Here is an 18025-nt window from a genome sequence, read left to right as displayed (position 1 = left end):
TGTCGGAGCGCGAGGTCGTTCAGAGGTGCATCGCGATCAGCGTGTTCCAGACCGCTGTGTCGACAATGGTTCCTGCCGGCAACCGGTAGTTCCTGCGGAAGGACGCAACGGCGTTCTTGGTGGTCTGGGTGTAGCGGCCGTCGGTGTTGACGGTGTAGCCGCTGGCCTTCAGCTGCACCTGGGCCGCCTTGACCGCCCAACTGTTGCCACCGGGCACGCCGATGATCAGCTTCTTCCAGGTGTTCGGGCCCACGACACCGTCGGCGGCCAGCCCGCTCTTCTTCTGAAAGGCCTGGACGGTGGACTTGGTTCCCGGGCCGAACGAGCCGTCGGCGGCCAGTGAGTAGCCGTGCGCCCGGAGCAGCAACTGGATGCCCATCACGCGGTCGTTCTTCTCCCCCGCCTGGACCATCGGCCAGTTGTAGCTGCCGGCCTTGACAGTGCCGTTGCGGATGCCGTCGGCACGGGCCACCAGCGCCTTCGCGGTGCCGGCCGCCTCCTGGTAGCGGGTCGGGAAGGCCGATCCCTGGACCTTCTGGGCGATCGTCCCGGACGGGTAGGAGGGGTGCCGCTGCTGGACCTTGATCGCGCCGGCGTGATCACTGGTCCCGTCGAGGAACTTGTTGGCGGCGTAGACCGGGTCCTGGACCTGGGCCGCCGAGCCCCAGCCCATCGACGGACGCTGCTGGAAGACACCGAGTGAGTCCCGGTCGCCCCAGGGCAGGTTGTTCGCCCGCGACTCGACCCAGGCCGTCTCGAACAGCGCGAGGCGGAGGGTGCCGTTGATCTTGCGAGCGTCGGCGACCCCGTCCAGCCGCTGCAGCACGCCGTCGTCGGCGACCGAGGCGTAGGTCCCGCCGGCGGCGGCGACCTGGGCCTTGGACATCTCGGTCGCCGGCACGTGCTTGGCCGACGAGGAAACCGATGCGGTGGATTTCGGCTCCGGAACCGGATCGGCCGTCGCGGTCCCGGCGGCCGATCCGAGGGCTGCACCGGCGAGCGTGATGCTGATCGCCGCGGTGATGAGACGTGAGTTCTTGATCATGATGAGTGAACCTTCCTGGCGTGGGTCTGGAGATGACAGGCGTCGATCGGGCGGACGGTCAGCCGTAGATCGAGCCGAGCGGCTTCTGCTTGGTGTCGAAGTGCCAGCGCTCGCTGGCGACCGTCCGGTAGAAGCCGTACTTCGGGCCGTTCTTGATCAGCCAGTTGTAGGTGGAGCTGCTGGACACGTTGAAGTCGATCGCCAGGCCGTACTCGTGGATCGACGTACCGGGAATGGCGGTGTTCGGGGAGCACTGCGATGCCGGCTTCTGGTAGATGTCGTAGTAGCTCGTCCCGCAGTTCTGTCGGCGCAGCGAGATCTGGCTCTGGTGGCTGCGGTAGGAACTGTTGGCGTGCAGGGAGATGCCAGCGCTACGGGCCGAGGCGATCATCGACCGGACACTCGGTGCCAGGCAGCTGGCGACCCGGATGTCGGACTGCACAGACGTGGTCTGCGAGGACGGCAGCCCCTTGCGGTTCGTGCTGTCGATCGAGTCCGAGCACTTCTTCCAGCTGCCCGGCGGAGGCGGCGGCGGGGAGAACAGGAACGCCCAGGTCGTCGCGTCGACCCGGCCGGTCTGTGACACCTTGATCTTGGACTGCCAGCTCTTCACCGCCGAGGTCGTCGCCGGACCGAACGAGCCGTCGACGCTGATCTTGTAACCGAGCTTGACCAACAACTGCTGGACCGCCTTGGTCGTGTTCACATTCGGCGATCCGGCGAAGCCGGTGGTCGAGGTCAGCGACGTCATGGTCTTCGGCCCGGCCGAGCCGTCGACGGCCAATCCGTGCTTGGCCTGATAGGACTTGATCGACGCCGTGGTCTTCGGGCCGAACTTGCCGTCGGCCGACGTCGGCACACCCCAGGCATTCAACAGGAACTGGGTCGCCCTGATGTTGGAGTACGGCGATGACGCGGTCACCGACATCGACGGGGCGGTGACCGCGGCGGCGGTGACCTGGTGGTCGGTCCGCACCGGCGCCGCGTTGTCGGCATGGGCGGCCGCGACAGGGGTCAGTGCACAGGCGGCGGCCGCGACGGCCGCAGTCACGAGTCTGCGAAGCTTCATGATCTTGGCTTTCCCTTCGGGTGACTTCGATGAGGTTGGTACGTGATCGTCAGTGGGGTCGAAGTCCTAGCAACGTCCGTTTAAGTCCTAGGACCTCAACCGAGAATCACGCTAAAGGCGTACGACAGGGACCCTGACTACGACTTAGTCGGAAGTTCTGAGGCTGAGAGTCCTAGGTCTAAGCGCCGATGATCTCCCCGCAATAGGCGTACCGTTGTGAGACAGACTCCGACGGCGCCATGACCGGCGGGCTGCAGTCGAAGGGACCCGACCGTGGAAGCAGAACTGACCGACCTGACCGCCGCGCTCCGCGAGGCCGACCGCCGGTTGCGCTCGGTGCCACCCGACGACGTCCACGAGATGTGCGCGGTCGTCCGACGTGCCCTGGCCGCACTGGCTCCGGTCGACACCTTCTACGTCGGCCTCTACCGGGGCGACACCACGCTGGTGATGCCGTACCTCTTCGACGATGGCGTCGACCGGATCGCCGACACCGTCGAATTCGGCGAGGGCCGATTGGCGCACTGGGTCCGGGCCACGGCCAAGCCCTACCGCTACGCCGAGGACGACGGCCGACTGCTGCATGCCGGTGTGCCGCTCGGCACCCAGGGGCAGAGCCAGGACGTCGTCGTGGTCCCGATGTTCGACAGCGACGACCGGACGGTGATCGGTCTGCTCAACGTCCAGTCCAAACAGCCGGACGCCTTCGACGACCAGTTCGTGACCGCGATGGAATGGCTGGCCGGCGCGCTGACAGTCTCACTCGGCGTCGGATCACACCCCGAGCCACGGTCCCGGCTCTACCGGGATCATCCGGAGCTGGACACCGGTCGCGCGAGCAGTCCGCTGGAGATCCTGACCGCGGCGATCGAACGACTGGAAGACGTCAGCGAGATCATCGGCCCGCTCATCGAACGGGCACCGGAGCTGACCAGCGAGCAGCTCGTCGCCGAGCTGCGGCGGATCAGAGCCGAATGCATGAGCGGCGGCGCGGAGCTGGCGGTGATGGTCGCCAAGTCCCCCGACCCGAACCTTGCGGCGGCCGTCGATCGCACCGACCCGCTGACGGCCCGCGAACGGGAGATCGCCGAGCTGATCGCTCAGGACTCGATGAGCAACGCCGCTCTGGCCCGCCATCTGATGATCTCGGAGAAGACGGTCAAGGCCCACGTCGGCAGCATCCTGCGCAAGCTCGGCATCCGCCAGCGGGCCGAACTGCCGTGGGTTCTCGGCTCCCGATCATTGGCCGACCGGGACGTCTGAGCGATCAGGTGCCGCCGACCGCCGACAGGGCCGCGGCGAGCTCGGCGTTGCGGCGGGTGAACTCCCGCCAGCGCATCGGGGTCGCCTCGATCGCCGGACGGCTCTGCTCGAGGGGACATTCCTGCGCAGTCCAGGACGTGATCCGACCGGCCCGCATCCCGAAGTGAACCTCCCGGCCACCGGCCCAGCCGACCAGGTCGTGGTCCTGCGGCTCCAGCAGGCAGACGTTCTGTTCGGCGCAGATCCATTCGATCGCCTCGAGTTCGGCCTGGACGCCGGCCGCCGCCTCGTAGGACTGCACGGCGGCCAGTTGATCACGCCGCGCGATCAGCGTCCGCCGCGCCCGCCGCACCGCTGCCGGTCGCCGCTGCAGAACGGCGGTCAGCGCGCGGACCATGCCGTCGCGATCACCCTGTCCGATCCCCAGTGCCTCGGCCATCCCGCGTTCGGTGCCGGCCGCCGCCGAGGCGTACCGGATCGGGAACAGCCGGTGCAGCCCGTCGACGGCGCAGCGGGTCCGGACACCGCCCAGGTAGGGACCGAACCGGCGGGCCCCGTCGGCCGGGTCCGGAGTGTGCACCACCTCCAGATCGCCGTCCCGCAACCGGAGATACACCTCCACCTCGGCGCCACCGAGCCCGCGATTCCAGGGCGGTTTGCGGGCAGCGATCAGATTGCGTTCCAGCCAGGCGCCCTCGTGCACGGAGGCGCAGACCACCGCTTCGATGCTGGCGATCCGGCGGACCATCGACGCCAGATGGGCACGGTCGCCCAGATCGCCCCAGTAGGAACGCACCCGGTTGCGCAGTTGGGTCGCCCGGCCGATGTAGAGCACCCGGCCGGAGCCGTCGGAGAAGCGGTAGACACCCGGCAACTGCGGCAGCACCGCGATCGCGGCGGCGACGGCATCCGACATCCCGCGACTCGTCCGGTCGCCGACGGCGGTCATGGGCTGGTCATGGGGAGGTCGCGGGAGCCCGGATCGCTCAAATCCGGGTCGATCAGATGTCGAGGGCTTCGAGGTCGACGCCGAACCGGCCGCCGGAGTAGGCACGCACCGTACCGTCCAACGTCGCCGGTCGGATCGCCAACTGCTCCAGTGGCACCGCGACCTCGGCGCCGTCGTTCCTCCGCACCCGCAGCTCCGGGCCGACCGGCCAGCTGCCCTTGGTGGTGCCGAGCGAAGCCAGCTGGTGCCAGCCGACCTGTTGGCCGGCGATCTCGACGCCGCGGCGGTTGACCCGCAGCGCCACACCGGACCCGACACCGGCCGCGGCCCGGCGAGCGGCTCGGAGCGCGATCAACGTCCCGACCAGCCAGCCGATCCCGATCAGCAACACCACCCCGTAGACGGCAAAGGTGGGGCCCGGATTGGCCATCAGCCGATCCCGCTGCCAAACGAAGATGACAATCAGCAGGACGACGCTGAGGCCGAGGCTGATCAGCCTGCTGCGCACCATCCGTTGCCACCGCTGCACCCGGTCCTGAGCGGCCTGGGCGTCATAGGGGACGACGAGTTCTTCACTGTCCTGCTGGCTCACGGTCCCCATTGTCCCGGCGCCGTCAACGGTTCAGGTGATCGGTGAGCCGATTCAGCAGCCGCGTGCATTCCCGCAGCTGTCGCTGCTCGCGAGCGGTCAGCACGTCGTCGATCGCCGTGTGCAGCGAAGCGCTGCGGTGATCACGCTGCTGGCGCAGCGTTCTGCGTCCGGCTGCGGTGATGCGGAGCAGCACCTTGCGGCCGTCCTCGGGATGTGCGGTTGCCGACACCAGCCCGGCGTCGATCAGATCCTTGACCGATTTCGCCACCGACTGGTGACTCACCCTGCGACGCTGCGCCAGGTCGGCGGTGGTCTGTGGCCCGTCGCGATCGAGGTAGCCCAGGACTGCCGCCTCACCGCCGGGCATCGAATCGACCGCACGGACCGCACGCACGAGAGCGCCGATCGCCTGCCGCAGATCCTCGGCCAGTGTGTCGTCCACATCATCAGCCTAACGTCGTGAGCAGCGCGGATGCCGGCTCGGGCAGGAATAGTTATACAGTTTAGTTGTACAGTTTAGTTACCTTGTTGACGACCTGAAAGTGAATCATGCAGCTCACGAAATACGGCCACGCCTGCGTCCGCATCGAGTCCTCGGACGGGGCCTTGGTGATCGATCCGGGAGGGCTGACCGACCCGCACGCACTCGACGATGCCGACGCGGCCCTGATCACCCACGAACACTTCGATCACTTCTCCGAAGGCGCCTTGCGAGAGGCCCTCGGACAGAATCCGCGACTGCAGGTCTGGACCAATGCCGCTGTGGCCGCCGAGCTCTCCGGCTCCGGCGGGCGGGTGCATGTCGTCGGCGACGGAGACGCCTTCGGCGTCGCCGGATTGGACATCACGGTGCACGGCACCTGGCACGCGGCCATTCACCCCGATATGCCGCGCATGATCAACATCGGATTTCTGATCGACGGCACGGTGTTCCATCCGGGCGACGCCCTGACCGTGCCCGACACTGCCGTCGACACGCTGCTGTTGCCGGTACACGGACCGTGGTCGACGACGGGGCAGTTGATCGACTACGTCCGCGCCGTGCACCCTCACCAGGTCATCGCCGTCCACGACGGCGCACTCAACGACGTCGGCACAACGATGGTCGCCGGGCTGTTGGACGCCAGCGGCCCCGGCACCGGCAGCCCGTACCGGAGGCTCGCCCCCGGCGCATCGACATCGATCGGTTCGGCCGGCTGACGCGACGGGCGCGGCGGCTTCACGGGCGCTGCAGGGTCACCAGCCGGCCCACCGGGCTGACGATGATCTCGGGACGGCCGAACCCGGCCGCCTGGGCCTCCTCGGCCAACTCTTTGGCGGACCGGCAGAAGACCGAACGCTGCTGCTCGAAGAACAGCCGATCGAGCGCGGCCCTCGTCGTCTGCTGCTCGGGCGGGAAGAGCTCCTGCATCAGGATCAGCCCACCCGGCTGCAGCGCACGAAAGAGCGCCGCGAGCGTCTCGGCTCGCGCCTCGGCGGCGAAGAACTCGTGGGCCCAGAAGGCGACCGCAAAGGTCTCCACGTCGCTCAGGCTGCGGGCGTCGACGGCCCGGATCTCGACCCGGTCACCGACACCTGCCGCCTCGGCCCGGGATCGGAGCTCGGCGGCGACCTCGGGCACGAACTCGACACCGACGGCGCGCAGGGTGTCGAACATGGTCAGCGTGGTCAGCAGCGCACCACCGACTCCGCTGCCCGCGTCGATCAGCGGTCCGCCGGCGGCCAGCCGCTCGCGATAAGCAGGCACTGCCTGGTAGACGAGGTCGTACAGCTGACGCGACCCGGCAGTCGCGCGCACGCCCCAGTCGCGCGCCAGTGCGAGAGCTTGTTCACCGTCGGGTTCGATGCTGTCGGTGCAGACCGCCCGCCCGGCCCGATCCCGTTCCAGGTCCACCGCGCCCAGCACTGCGGTCAGCTCGACACCCGATGCACCGGCGACCAGCGCGTCGAAGCCGGCGGCGAGCCGATACGGGTCGGATCCCTCCACGACACCGGCCGCGGTGAGCGTCCGCAGAACCGCCTCGACGCGAGCGGCCGGCGCAGTTACCGCCGCTGCCATCTCTGCGGCGGTGGTCTCGCGATGCAGCAGATCCAGCCATCCGGCCCGGTGCGACGCCCGGACGAGCTCGAGGATCTGCTGCCCTTCGGCCCAGCCGCGCACCGTGGCCCGGGCCGTCAACGCGGCCTGCAACCCGTCGATGCTCTGGTCGTACTCGTTGTCCTGGTGGATCCGCTCGCTCTGATTGTTCTGATCTTGATCGTTGGGCATCGGCAGCTCTTCACTCTGAGTTTTGTTGTCGGCCCAAAGTTACGCCGTGACGAGGCGAGGTCCGACCATCCGAAGATGTCCGTTTGGCGAACATCCTCGTCTGCCTGACGGATGCCCTGACGGCTCAGCAACAGTACTGTCGTCATCTGACGTCAGACCGCATATTCACTCCGACGAAGGACCGTGACGATGACCACCCGCACCGCTGACGAGCCGACCAGCACGGCAGCCGAACCGGCCGACCAGGCCCGACTTGATCAGCTCGCCGACGACTACCGACGTAACGGGTTCGTGCTGATCCCGGGGCTGCTGACCGCCGAGGAGGCCGCCTCCTATCGACAGACCAGCCACGATCTGCTGGCCCGGTTGAACCGGCCCGACGACCCGACCTGGGCCTCGGCCTCGGAGGTGTCGATGGGGCAGGCGACCAGCCTGAAACACCTGCATGACGCACAGTTCTACGACGCCGCCTACAGCCGGCTGCTGACCGACCCGCGCTTCACCAAGGTCGCCGCCGCGGTGCTCGGCACGCCGAATGTGCAACTGCACCACACCAAGCTCTTCGTCAAGCCGCCGGAGAACGGTTCGCCGTTCCCGTTGCACCAAGATCATCCGTTCTTCCCGCACACCCACAACCGGGTCGCGGCGGCGATCTTCCACTTCGACGACGCACCGGAGGAGAAGGGCTGCGTACGGGTCATCCCCGGCAGTCACGCCGACGGTCCGCGGGAACACGACCCGACGGGCAGCTTCCACCTGCCCGATGTGCCCTTCGACGACGCGATCCCGCAGCCGGCCAAGGCCGGGGACGTGTTGTTCTTCAGCTGCCTGACCGTGCACGGCTCCGGTGTGAACGTCAGCGACGAGGCCCGGACCACCTGGCTGGTGCAGTTCCGCGACCCGGCCGATCCGCCGCTCACCGATGCCCACAACCATTCCTTGGGACAAGGCATGATGTTGACCGGGATCGATCCGACCGGCCGCCAGGCCGCCCGATAGTCCGGTCCACCGACATCGTGTCACCGATCTCCCACCGCTGATCGACGGTGGGATCCGAAGCGGTCGCCGACGCCGCCCGGCTGGTTGAACTGGCCGGGCGGCTCGACCGTTGCACCGTCGACGGCTTCGGGGTCGACTTCGTCAGTTGGGGCTTCTACCGACCGAATGTCTGGCGCAACTACTGGCACACCCATTCGTTCTACGAGGTGTGTCTGGCCTATGCCGGAGCAGGCACCTTCGACGTCGGTGATCAACACTGGTCGATCGATGCCGGTACGGTCTTCGTCGCCCGGCCGGGCGACCTGCATCAGATCATCGCCGACCCGACGGCACCGCTGGGGATCGCCTTCTGGGGTTTTACTCTGGTCCCCGGTCGTGGTGCGACACCGGCCCGGCCCGGCTGGTGGAGCGGTCTGACCCGGACCGATCGCCCGTATGTCTCCGACCAACTGGGTCGGCTGCCCGCCGTGCTCACCGACCTCACCGCGGAACTGGACCGACCGCGTTCCGGCCAGCAGGCGACCCTGCAGTCCCTCGGCGCCCGGTTGGTGGTCGAGACCGCCCGGTCGTTCGCCGACGAAGATGATCTTGCGATCGAATCCCCGGCGGAGGATCGGCCGTCGGTGCTGGTCTCGGTGATGGAACGCTATCTGCTGGACAACCTTGCGCTGCCGATCTCGGTCCGCGACGTGGCAGCCGAGGTGCATCTGTCGCAGCGGCACGCCGAGCGGCTCTACTCCGCTCAGACCGGTGACACGTTGATGGGAGCGCTGCGTCGGTTCCGGTTGGAGCATGCGGCAGATCTGCTGCTGAACGGCGACCAGAGCGTGACCGAGATCGCCCGCCGGTGCGGCTATCCGCAGCCGCGCCCGTTCATCACCGCCTTCGGCCGACAGTACGGTCAACCGCCACGTTCGTTCCGCCGCAACGGTGGCACCCTGCACCTGCGCGACGACTCGGGCGCCTGACGGCGCAGGCCACTGCACGACGCGGGCGGTCCGGTTCCACCCGGACCGTTCCGGTCAGTGCCCGCGGGCATCCCGTACGGCGCCGGCGCTGTCCAGATCGCCGCGTTCGGTCAGCCCGGTGATCACGCCGTCGGCATCGGCGGCCGGCCGGTTCTGGCTGAGCTTGGCCTTGGCCTCGATCCGGGTGATGATCAACTCCACACCGACGATCGCCCGCAGCTGTCCGTTGACGAACTTCTCCGGGGCGTCGTCGACCCGCCACGGCTCGCCGGCGTCGTCGTGGCCGGCTTCGTGGACGTCACTGAGCCTGTGCACAAGATCATCGAGCCAGGACACCTCGTCGTGCACGACGAGGTTGCCGTACACGTGCGCGGTCAGGTAGTTCCAGGTCGGGACGACGCGGCCGTGCTCGGCCTTGCTGGCATACCAACGCGGCGAGATGTAGGCGTCCGGTCCCTTCAAGATCACCAGGGATTCACCGGCCGGCTCCAGCTGCCAGTGCGGGTTGTTGCGTGCCAGATGCCCTTGCAGGACACCGAATCCGCCACCCGTCCCGTCGGCCGGTTCGGTTCCGGGCAGGTGCAGCCAGGGCAGCAGGGTCGCCTGCAGGCCGTCGGCGGTCGGGGTGATCAGGTCACCGGCGATCGGTGCCGACAACAGGCCGCCGAGTTGATCATCGGTGGCGCCGAAATGGCGTGGGACGTACATCAGTTCTCTCGTGCGCCGCGGGGCGTGATGGCCATGTGGATCCGGTAGCGGTCGGCTCGGTAGGCCGAACTGGCCATCTCGATCACCCGTTCGCCGGCGTAGGTGACCCGTTCCTGGACCAACAGCGGTGCACGCTTGGCGATGCCCAGGATCCGAGCCTGGTTGGCATCGGCCGATTCGGCCCGGACCGTCTGTTCTCCACTGGTGACGACGACGCCGTACTCACTGGCGAAGACGTCATAGAGCGAACCGAGTTCGCGGTTCAGCAGGCCGGGGAACAGTGCCGACGGGTAGTAGCCGACCTCGTAGGCCATCGGGGTGCCGTCGGCGGTGCGCAACCGCTCGACCCGGACCACCGGACGATTGGGTCGGATCCGCAACGCATAGGCGACATCGTCGGAGGCCAGTTCCTCCGCAGCCGACAACACGACGGTCGCCGGTGACAGGCCGCGATCACGCATCTCGCGGGAGAACGAGGTCAGATGCAGCCGGGAGTCGACCTGCGGTCCGGTCACGTAGGTGCCCTTGCCGTGCACCCTTTCCAGGGCACCGGCTTCGACCAGGTCGGCGATCGCCTGTCGGATCGTGACCCGACTGACGCCGAGTCGGGTGACCAGGGCGCGTTCGGACGGGATGGCGTCACCGGGATGCAACTCGGCGTCGATCAGCTGCTCCAGGATCCCGCGGACCTGGGCGCGTTTGGTCGTCGCCGCACCGACCGGGCGGTCGATGCGATAACGCTCGACGAATCCACCCAGCCCGCTCACCTGAACGTCGTCCGGCACTCCACTCCTGCCCTGTCCGATTCCCTGCCGATTTCCCTGCCGATTGCCCTGCCGTGTGATCTGTCGGTCGATCCCGCATCCCGTCGATCACCCGCTCGTGTGTCGATCCGTCGTGGATCGGACGCACGGTCGCCAGCGGCCGGGCCCTGTCGGCGGATGATCGTGTGACCACTACGATAAGGGCGGCAGACCAGCCAATACCAGTATTGCGGAGGGATACGTGGCCGACAACACCGATGCTGAGGCGTCGATGAACGGAACACCGACGATGATGGCCGCCGAGGTTGCCGAGCAGCCCGTCGCCCTGGAAGCAACATTGGAGGCATTGCTGCCGCTGCGCTCGAAGATCGGCCAACTGGCGGCGGGCCGCAAACGGCTGCTGCTGGTGGCCCGCGGATCCAGCGACAACGCGGCGATCTACGGCCGCTACCTGGCTGAGCTGCATGCCGGGATCCCTGCGTCGTTGGCTGCCCCGTCGGTGGCAACGCTGTACGACGCCCGGGTGGACCTGTCCGACACGCTGGCGATCTGCGTCAGCCAGTCGGGTTCGACCGCCGAGATCGTCGACACCATGGCCTGGACCAAGCGTGGCGGCGCCGCCACGGTGGCCATCACCAACGTGGAGGATTCCCCGCTCGCTGCGGCCGCTGACCTGTCGCTGATCACCCAGGCGGGTAGCGAACGGGCGGTGCCGGCGACCAAGAGCTACACCACGCAGGTGGCGGCACTCGCCGTCGCGGTGGACGCGCTGGCCGCCCAGGCCGGAAAGAAGGGCACCCTGGACGACGAGTTCGCCCGGGTCGGCGACCAGGCTCGCGCCATGTTGGAGACGCCGGCCGAGACCCTGGACGCGATGGCCGGTGCGTTGGCCGAGGTCGACGAGGTACTCACCAGCGGACGCGGCATCGCCTTCGGTACGACGCTGGAGACCGCGCTCAAACTGGAGGAGACCTGCCTGCGCCCGGTCCGCGGCCTGTCCTACGCCGACCTCAAGCACGGCCCGATCGCGATCGTCGATCATGAACTGCTGACCGTCCTGGTCGCCGGTCCGGAGGGGCCGACCGTCGCCGGGCTCACCGAACTGGCCGGCACCGTACGGGAGAAGCACAGCCTGGTGCTCGGTGTCGGTGGCGATGAGGATTTCCGTGCGGCCTGCGATCTCGCCGTCCCGGGACCCGACGCCAGCGAATACCTCGCCCCGTTGACCTTGATCATTCCGCCGCAGCTGATCGTCGAACGGCTGGCCCGCAAACTCGGACTCAACCCCGATGCACCGCGCGGGTTGAAGAAGGTCACCCAGACCGACTGATCAGGCCCCCGGATCGCCGGCCGGCTCGGAACCCTGCGGGAGTACAGTGGGCCGCGGAGAGCCGGGAAGCCTGGTCGGCGCATGCGAGAGTCGCATGCTCTGAGGAGGCTGTTGTGCTCACCATCCCGCTGTCGGGAATCACCCCCGACCTGTCCCACCTGGTCGGCGGCAAGGCCGCCGGACTCGGCCGTCTGATCGCCGCCGGGGAACAGGTACCGGACGGCTTCTGCCTGACGACACACGCGTTTCGCCGACACGCGATCCCCCGCGACGAGGTCCTCGCCGCGTACCGGGCGATGGGTTCCGGACCGGTCGCCGTCCGATCCAGCGCGACCGTCGAGGACGGCGCCGACGCCAGCTTCGCCGGCCAGCTGGACACGCTCGTGAACGTGTCCGGCCCGGACGAGTTGATCAACGCCATCGACAGCTGTTGGGCATCCCTGGAGTCCGGCCGTGCGGTGGCCTATCGGTCCGCCGTCGGTCGCGCCGGCGTCGAGGACGACGCGCAGATGGCAGTCGTCGTGCAGCGGATGATCGACCCGGCGGCTGCCGGTGTCACGTTCACCGCCAATCCGATCACCGGGACCAGGACCGAGATGGTGATCGACGCCGTCGCCGGTCTCGGCACCGCCGTCGTGGACGGCTCGACCGACTCCGATCATTTTCTGATCAAGGACGGCGTCCCAGCGACCGGCCACGGCTGCCTGAGCACGGCCCAGCTGGCTTTGCTCCGTCGTAGCGCTCGCCGGATCGAGGCCGCACTCGGCGGCCCACAGGATCTGGAGTGGGCGTTCGACACCGACGGCGAGCTGTGGCTGCTGCAGGCCCGACCGATCACCACCCTGTTCCCGGTGCCGGAGCGGGCCGGCGACGATCTCCGGGTCTTCCTCGAGGTCGGCCATATGCAGGGCATGCTGCGGCCGGTGACCCCGATGGGAATGTCGGTGCTGACCACGGCCTCCGATCACTGGTTCACCGCCTTCGGACTCGGTGAAACCGCCGGCGGGTTGTGGCGTTCGATCGGGGGACGGATGTATATCGACCTCACCGGCATGTTCCACCATCCGCGACTGCGCGATCGGATCCCGGCGATCGCCGACACCTACGGCCCCGGTGTCGGGCGCGCGCTGACCAGATTGCTGGATGATCCACGGCTGGCAGCACGCCCCGGAGCCGGTCCCGATCGGCGGGTGGTGACGGGCATCGTCGCACGGCTGGCACGGTCGGCGGCCGCCGGGATCGGCGCTCTGGCCCGACCCGCCGCCGCGCGCCGGACGGCGTTCGCTGCGTTGCAACGGGTGATCGATCATCGAGAGTCTGATCATCGGGAGTGCGGCGGTGATGATCATCCTTCTGCCTCCGACCACCTGCGGGCGGCCCGGAACGGGCAGGACGATGTGCTGCTCGGCGCCATGATGGAGCTGTTGCCGCCGCTGTATGCCGGTCTGGCCTCGAGCCGGATCGCAGCGGCCCTGCTCGGGCCGATCCCCGAACCGGGCGAGATCGACACCACCCAACGCGGGATGCCGTACAACGTCACCAGCGAGATGGACCTCGAGCTGTGGCGGATCGCGGTGGCTGCCCGGCCCCATCGGGACCTGTTCATCTCCACCTCGCCGGTCGAGCTGGCCAGGATGTACGGCGACCGCGAACTGCCCGACATCGGCCTGGAGGCGTTCCTCGACCGGTACGGCGTCCGTGGTGCGGCCGAGATCGATGTCGGAGTACCGCGGTGGTCGGAGGATCCGTCCCCGGTCTTCGCCGCGTTGGCCGGCTACCTCCGGGTCGAGGACCCCGATCAGGCGCCGGACCGACGCTTCGAGGTTGCAGCGGCCGAGGCCGAGGTTGCGATCGACCGGCTGATCGGGCGGGCGGTCCGGAGCCGGCCGATCCGCGCCGCAGCGGCCGGCTTCCTGCTCCGCCGGTCCCGCGAGCTGGCCGGGCTGCGGGAACTACCGAAGTTCCTCTGGATCCACCCGCTCGCCGACATCCGCCGCCGACTCCTGGCGGCCGGTGCCGAGCTGGCCCGCGACGGGCGACTCAGCACGGGCGAGGACATCATGTTCCTGACCCTGGATGAGGCCGACCGGGCCGCCGCCGGCACCGATCAACGTGAACTGGCCGCAGAACGCCGGGCGGTCCATCAGCGCGAACTCCGCCGGCCGCGGGTGCCCGGGCTGCTGCTGTCGGACGGCACCATGCCCGAAGCACAGCCGGACGAGGAACTGGTTCTCGACGACTCGACCTGGGCCGGAGTTCCGGCCGCGGCCGGTCGGGTGACCGGCACCGTACGGGTACTGCACGATCCGGCGACCGCTCGGCTGGAGCCCGGCGACATCATCGTGGCCGCCACTACCGACCCGGGATGGACGCCGCTGTTCCTCACTGCCGGCGGATTGATCACCGAGACCGGGTCGCCGATGGCACACGGCCCGACGGTGGCCCGCGAATACGGCATCCCGGCGGTGATCTGCATCCCGGACGCCACCAGCAGACTGACCGACGGTCAACTGGTCACCGTGGACGGCAACTCCGGCACCGTCCACCTCGAAGCCGCCGATGCGGCACTCAGCAGCTGATCATGGTCGGTGATGATGGCCGATGATCACGACCGGGGATCACGGGCGGGGATCACGGCCTGGGATCGGACGCATCGTCAGCCGGTCACCTGGAGGTCGTTCCACAACTCGCGTCGACGACGCTGCTCCTCCGGGTCGGCCACCGGGACCGCGGCCAGCAGACGTCGGGTGTAGGCGTCGGCCGGATGCCGCAGCACCCGGTCGGTCGGGCCCGCTTCGACGATCGCACCGTCCTTGAGCACGATCACCCGGCGGGTCAGTTCGGAGACCACGGCCAGGTCATGGCTGATGAAGAGCCAAGCGAAGCCGTACTCGTCCTGCAGACCGCGGAACAGGCCGAGGACCTGATCTTGGACCGAGACGTCGAGGGCACTGGTCGGCTCGTCGGCGATCACCAGGCTCGGCCGTAACGCCAGGGCCCGGGCGATCGCCACCCGTTGCCGCTGGCCGCCGGACAGCTCGTGCGGATAGCGACCGGCCAGCCGGGAGCCGAGCTGGACGGCGTCCAGCAACTCCTCGACGCGACGGCGCCGATCGGCGGCGGTGCTGTCGGTGTGCAACCGGATCGGCTCGCCGATGCTGCGGCCGATCGTGTGCCGCGGGTTGAGGCTGGAGGTCGGGTCCTGGAAGACCATCCCGAGCCGGGTCCGCAACTGCCGCAGTCGACGACCGCGGAGCCCCGAGAGATCTTGCCCGTCGATCCGAACGGCTCCGGTCGCCGGTGCGATCAGGCCGGCCAACGTCCGGCCGATCGTCGACTTGCCCGAGCCCGATTCTCCAACCAGGCCGAGGGTTTCGCCGGGGGCGATCGTCAACGACACGTCCCGTACGGCGTGCAGCCCGGCACCCAGACCGCGGCCGTGGTAGACCACGCTGACCTGATCGAGTTCTGCTGCCGGGTTCGGGAGTTCCTGGCCCGGCTGATCGTGCCCTTCGACAGGCTCAGGGACCTGGTCCTGGCAATCCGACCGTTCGTCGATCCGCAACGCGGCCAGCCGCGGAACGGCGTCCAGCAGCCGCTTGGTGTAGTCGTGCCGCGGACGGGCGTAGAGGTCAGCGGCAGAGGCGGATTCGACGATCTCACCGGCTCGCATCACCGCGACGTCATCGGCGATGTCGGCCACCACCCCATGTCGTGGGTGATCAACAACACCGAGGTACCGAGCCGGGCCGTCAGCTCGCCGATCAGGGCCAGGATCTGGGCCTGCACCGTGACGTCCAGGGCGGTGGTCGGCTCGTCGGCTATCAACGCCAGTGGATCGTTGCCGATCGCCATCGCGATCATCGCCCGCTGCAGCTGACCGCCCGATGCCTCGTGCGGATAGGACCGGGCGATCCGGCGTGGATCTCGGACCTCGACCTGCTCCAACAGGTCGAGCACCCGGCTCCCGGCTGCCGCGGCGGTCAGGCTCCGATCATGGGTCCGGAGCGCTTCGGCGATCTGGTTGCCGATCGTGAACACCGGATTGAGCGCGTTCATCGGCTCCTGGAAGATCGTGCCGACCCGACCTCCCCTGACCTTCCGCAGTGTGTCGTTGTCGATGCCGAGCAACTCCTGGCCGCCGAGCCGGATGCTGCCCGACACCCTGGCCGTTCCGGGCAGCAGGCCGAGCACCGACATCGCGGTCACACTCTTGCCCGACCCGGACTCGCCGACCAGCGCCAGCACCCTGCCCGGGTGCAGGTCGAACCCGATCCCGTGCACCACCTCGCGGGGTCGCGCGGCGGCGCTGTCGGCGGTCGGCGCGAACGAGATCCGCAGATCCAACACCGACAGCGTCGGTTCCGCTGCAGGGGTCATGATCATCCTTGCTTCAGCGTGACCTTCAGATAGTTCGGGTAGGCGGGGAAGGAGCCGATGAAGAAGTTCTGCACCTGCGATCCGCGCAGGAACGAGTTCTTGGCATAACTGATCGGGATCACCGGGGCGTCACCCATGATCTTCTTGTCGATCGCCGCCCACTGCTGTTGGGCCTTGGCCTGGTCGACCTCGCCGGTCGCCTTGTCGATCAACGTGTCGACAGCCGGGTTGTCGTAGCGGGAGGTGTTGTACCCACCGTTGCCGATCTGGCTGGAGTCGTACAGCGGCTGGATGTTGGCGTTCGGGCTCGGGAAGTCCGGCTGCCAGCTGCCCAGGTACATGTCGTAGTCGTCGCCCTTGCCCTGGGTGACCTTCTCCGAGACCGCGTTGGAGTCCAGCGACTGGATCTTGACCTTCACCCCGGCCCGTTCCAGTCCCTGCTCGACGGCCTGGGCCTGAGCACTGGACATCGACGTGTTGGAGGTGACCAGGGTCAGACTCAGATCACTGGCGTGGCCGGCGGCCTTCAACAGCTGCTTGGCCTTGGCCACGTCCCCACTGTCACCGGCCGGGTAGAGATCGTATTCCTGCCGGCCCTCGATGCCGGGTGTGATCAGGGTGTGTGCCGGGGTCCCGGAGATCGCTCCGCCGGAGGCGGCGATGAACGCCTTCCGGTCGATGGCGTACTGCAACGCCCTGCGGACCTTGACGTCCTTCAACGCACCGTGCTGGGTGTTCAGCGCCACGAAGTTGACCGCACCCGGCTGGGAGGTGACCAGTCGGTCCTTCACCTGCGGATTGTTCTGTGCCTGCGCCAGTTGCGCGGCCGGCACGAAGTCCGAGCCGAAGGAGGTCTTCGCATCCCCGCTGTCGCCGATCAACGCCTGCGCCGCCACCGTGTCGTCCTGGCCCAGCTTGTAGATGATCTTGTCCGGCCCGCCGGTGCGGACGGTGTCGGTGGACTGCTGCCACTGCTTGTTGCGGACCAAGATCATCTGAACGCCCTGCCGGTAGGACTCGACCTTGTACGGGCCCGACGATGCGGGCTTCTTGCCGTAGTCGGCGGGCTTGGTGTCCTTGGACTTCTCCACCGGGGCGAAGGCCGGCATCGAGACGATCCACGGCCAGTCGCCGTACGGCACCTTGAGCTTGAAGACGATCGTCTGATCATCCGGGGTCTCGATCGAGTCGAGTTCCTTGCCCGAGTACGGCCCCTTGTAGCTGTCGCCGCCGACCAGCAGGCTCTTGTGATAGCCGAGGCCGCCGGACAGCTCGGGTGCGAACGACCGTTCGACGCCGTACTTGATCGCCGCGCTGGTGATCGGCGTCCCGTCGTCGAACTTCAGCCCGTCCTTCAGCTTGAAGGTCCAGGTCTTGCCGCCGTCGGTGGCCTTGCCGGTGTCGGCGGCCAGGTCGCTGACCACCGTCGCCGGCTTGCCGGGCCCGTTCTGCCAAGCGGTCAGCCGACGATTGACCAGGCCGTTGGAGGTGATCGCCAGGCTCTGGCTGGTCGCCGGATCGAAATCGAGCTCATCGGAGGAGGACAGGATGGTCAGGGTGCCACCCTTGGTCGCTGCTGCGGTCTGCCCGCCGGAGCCCGACGGCTGCTCGGGATTGGCATTACACGCGGCGACCGCCAGTACGGTTGCCGCGGCGGCGATACCGATGGCGATGCGTTTCATTCTGGTG

At 68.2% G+C, this 18025-nt stretch carries 17 protein-coding genes; 6 read left to right on the top strand and 11 right to left on the bottom strand.

The window, feature by feature from the left end; translation table 11 throughout:
• Positions 1-19: 19 nt before the first annotated feature.
• Entirely contained in the window at positions 20-1045 is a 1026-nt protein-coding gene (locus BLU38_RS16425; protein WP_091526516.1) for a peptidoglycan-binding domain-containing protein, read from the bottom strand.
• 58 nt (positions 1046-1103) lie between these two features.
• Positions 1104-2114, bottom strand: coding sequence for a peptidoglycan-binding protein (locus tag BLU38_RS16420; RefSeq protein ID WP_091526514.1), 1011 nt, complete (start codon positions 2112-2114; stop codon positions 1104-1106).
• Between the two features lie 273 nt (positions 2115-2387).
• Between BLU38_RS16420 and BLU38_RS31775 the strand changes: the two genes are divergently transcribed.
• Entirely contained in the window at positions 2388-3377 is a 990-nt protein-coding gene (locus BLU38_RS31775) for a LuxR C-terminal-related transcriptional regulator (protein WP_231919880.1), read from the top strand.
• A gap of 4 nt (positions 3378-3381) precedes the next feature.
• Here BLU38_RS31775 and BLU38_RS16410 read toward each other — a convergent pair whose 3' ends face one another.
• From BLU38_RS16410 to BLU38_RS16400, 3 genes are read right to left on the bottom strand one after another with little or no spacing between them, the layout of a single operon-like run.
• The gene (locus BLU38_RS16410) at positions 3382-4326 is read right to left on the bottom strand and encodes a hypothetical protein (RefSeq protein ID WP_091526512.1); all 945 of its coding nucleotides are present in this window, start codon (positions 4324-4326) and stop codon (positions 3382-3384) included.
• Between the two features lie 52 nt (positions 4327-4378).
• Positions 4379-4918 (bottom strand): hypothetical protein, encoded by a 540-nt coding sequence (locus BLU38_RS16405; RefSeq protein ID WP_157683510.1) that lies wholly within the window; start codon positions 4916-4918, stop codon positions 4379-4381.
• Positions 4919-4940: 22 nt separating this feature from the next.
• Positions 4941-5360 (bottom strand): MarR family winged helix-turn-helix transcriptional regulator, encoded by a 420-nt coding sequence (locus BLU38_RS16400; RefSeq protein WP_197679744.1) that lies wholly within the window; start codon positions 5358-5360, stop codon positions 4941-4943.
• Positions 5361-5467: 107 nt separating this feature from the next.
• On the opposite strand from BLU38_RS16400, the gene BLU38_RS16395 reads away from it, so the two are divergent.
• Positions 5468-6118, top strand: coding sequence for an MBL fold metallo-hydrolase (locus BLU38_RS16395; RefSeq protein ID WP_091526508.1), 651 nt, complete (start codon positions 5468-5470; stop codon positions 6116-6118).
• Positions 6119-6137: 19 nt separating this feature from the next.
• On the opposite strand, the gene BLU38_RS16390 is transcribed toward BLU38_RS16395, so the two are convergent.
• Positions 6138-7187: an SAM-dependent methyltransferase gene (locus BLU38_RS16390; protein ID WP_091526505.1), complete on the bottom strand. Its 1050-nt coding sequence runs from the start codon at positions 7185-7187 to the stop codon at positions 6138-6140.
• A gap of 189 nt (positions 7188-7376) precedes the next feature.
• Here BLU38_RS16390 and BLU38_RS16385 point away from each other — a divergent pair, with 189 nt between their 5' ends.
• Positions 7377-8186, top strand: a complete 810-nt coding sequence (locus tag BLU38_RS16385) for a phytanoyl-CoA dioxygenase family protein (RefSeq protein ID WP_091526503.1) — start codon at positions 7377-7379, stop codon at positions 8184-8186.
• A 47-nt stretch (positions 8187-8233) separates the two neighbouring features.
• On the top strand, positions 8234-9154 hold the full coding sequence (locus tag BLU38_RS16380) for an AraC family transcriptional regulator (RefSeq protein ID WP_091526501.1): 921 nt from the start codon (positions 8234-8236) through the stop codon (positions 9152-9154).
• A gap of 54 nt (positions 9155-9208) precedes the next feature.
• Here the strand turns inward: BLU38_RS16380 and BLU38_RS16375 are convergent, their stop codons facing one another.
• Positions 9209-9862 carry an FMN-binding negative transcriptional regulator gene (locus BLU38_RS16375; protein WP_091526499.1) on the bottom strand — a complete coding sequence of 218 codons (654 nt, stop codon included), beginning with the start codon at positions 9860-9862 and terminating at the stop codon, positions 9209-9211.
• The gene (locus tag BLU38_RS16370; RefSeq protein ID WP_231919879.1) at positions 9862-10647 is read right to left on the bottom strand and encodes a GntR family transcriptional regulator; all 786 of its coding nucleotides are present in this window, start codon (positions 10645-10647) and stop codon (positions 9862-9864) included. The genes BLU38_RS16375 and BLU38_RS16370 overlap by 1 nt, the downstream gene beginning before the upstream one ends.
• 220 nt (positions 10648-10867) lie before the next feature.
• Here BLU38_RS16370 and BLU38_RS16365 point away from each other — a divergent pair, with 220 nt between their 5' ends.
• Together BLU38_RS16365 and BLU38_RS16360 are read left to right on the top strand one after the other, a co-directional pair.
• On the top strand, positions 10868-11956 hold the full coding sequence (locus BLU38_RS16365) for an SIS domain-containing protein (RefSeq protein WP_231919878.1): 1089 nt from the start codon (positions 10868-10870) through the stop codon (positions 11954-11956).
• Positions 11957-12069: 113 nt separating this feature from the next.
• Positions 12070-14535 carry a PEP/pyruvate-binding domain-containing protein gene (locus BLU38_RS16360; protein WP_091526497.1) on the top strand — a complete coding sequence of 822 codons (2466 nt, stop codon included), beginning with the start codon at positions 12070-12072 and terminating at the stop codon, positions 14533-14535.
• A gap of 77 nt (positions 14536-14612) precedes the next feature.
• Here BLU38_RS16360 and BLU38_RS31770 read toward each other — a convergent pair whose 3' ends face one another.
• The 3 genes from BLU38_RS31770 to BLU38_RS16350 are packed head-to-tail and all read right to left on the bottom strand — an operon-like array spanning position 14613 to position 18018.
• Positions 14613-15659, bottom strand: a complete 1047-nt coding sequence (locus tag BLU38_RS31770) for an ATP-binding cassette domain-containing protein (protein ID WP_231919877.1) — start codon at positions 15657-15659, stop codon at positions 14613-14615.
• Positions 15629-16336 (bottom strand): ATP-binding cassette domain-containing protein, encoded by a 708-nt coding sequence (locus tag BLU38_RS31765; protein WP_231919876.1) that lies wholly within the window; start codon positions 16334-16336, stop codon positions 15629-15631. Before BLU38_RS31765 ends, BLU38_RS31770 begins: the two co-directional genes overlap by 31 nt.
• A gap of 2 nt (positions 16337-16338) precedes the next feature.
• Positions 16339-18018: an ABC transporter substrate-binding protein gene (locus BLU38_RS16350; protein WP_091526495.1), complete on the bottom strand. Its 1680-nt coding sequence runs from the start codon at positions 18016-18018 to the stop codon at positions 16339-16341.
• Positions 18019-18025: the final 7 nt, after the last annotated feature.

It is taken from the genome of Microlunatus soli (genome assembly GCF_900105385.1).
Lineage (GTDB): Bacteria > Actinomycetota > Actinomycetes > Propionibacteriales > Propionibacteriaceae > Microlunatus > Microlunatus soli.
The sequence above is the reverse complement of the archived record's forward strand: the minus strand, read 5'-3'. Positions and strand labels throughout refer to the sequence as shown.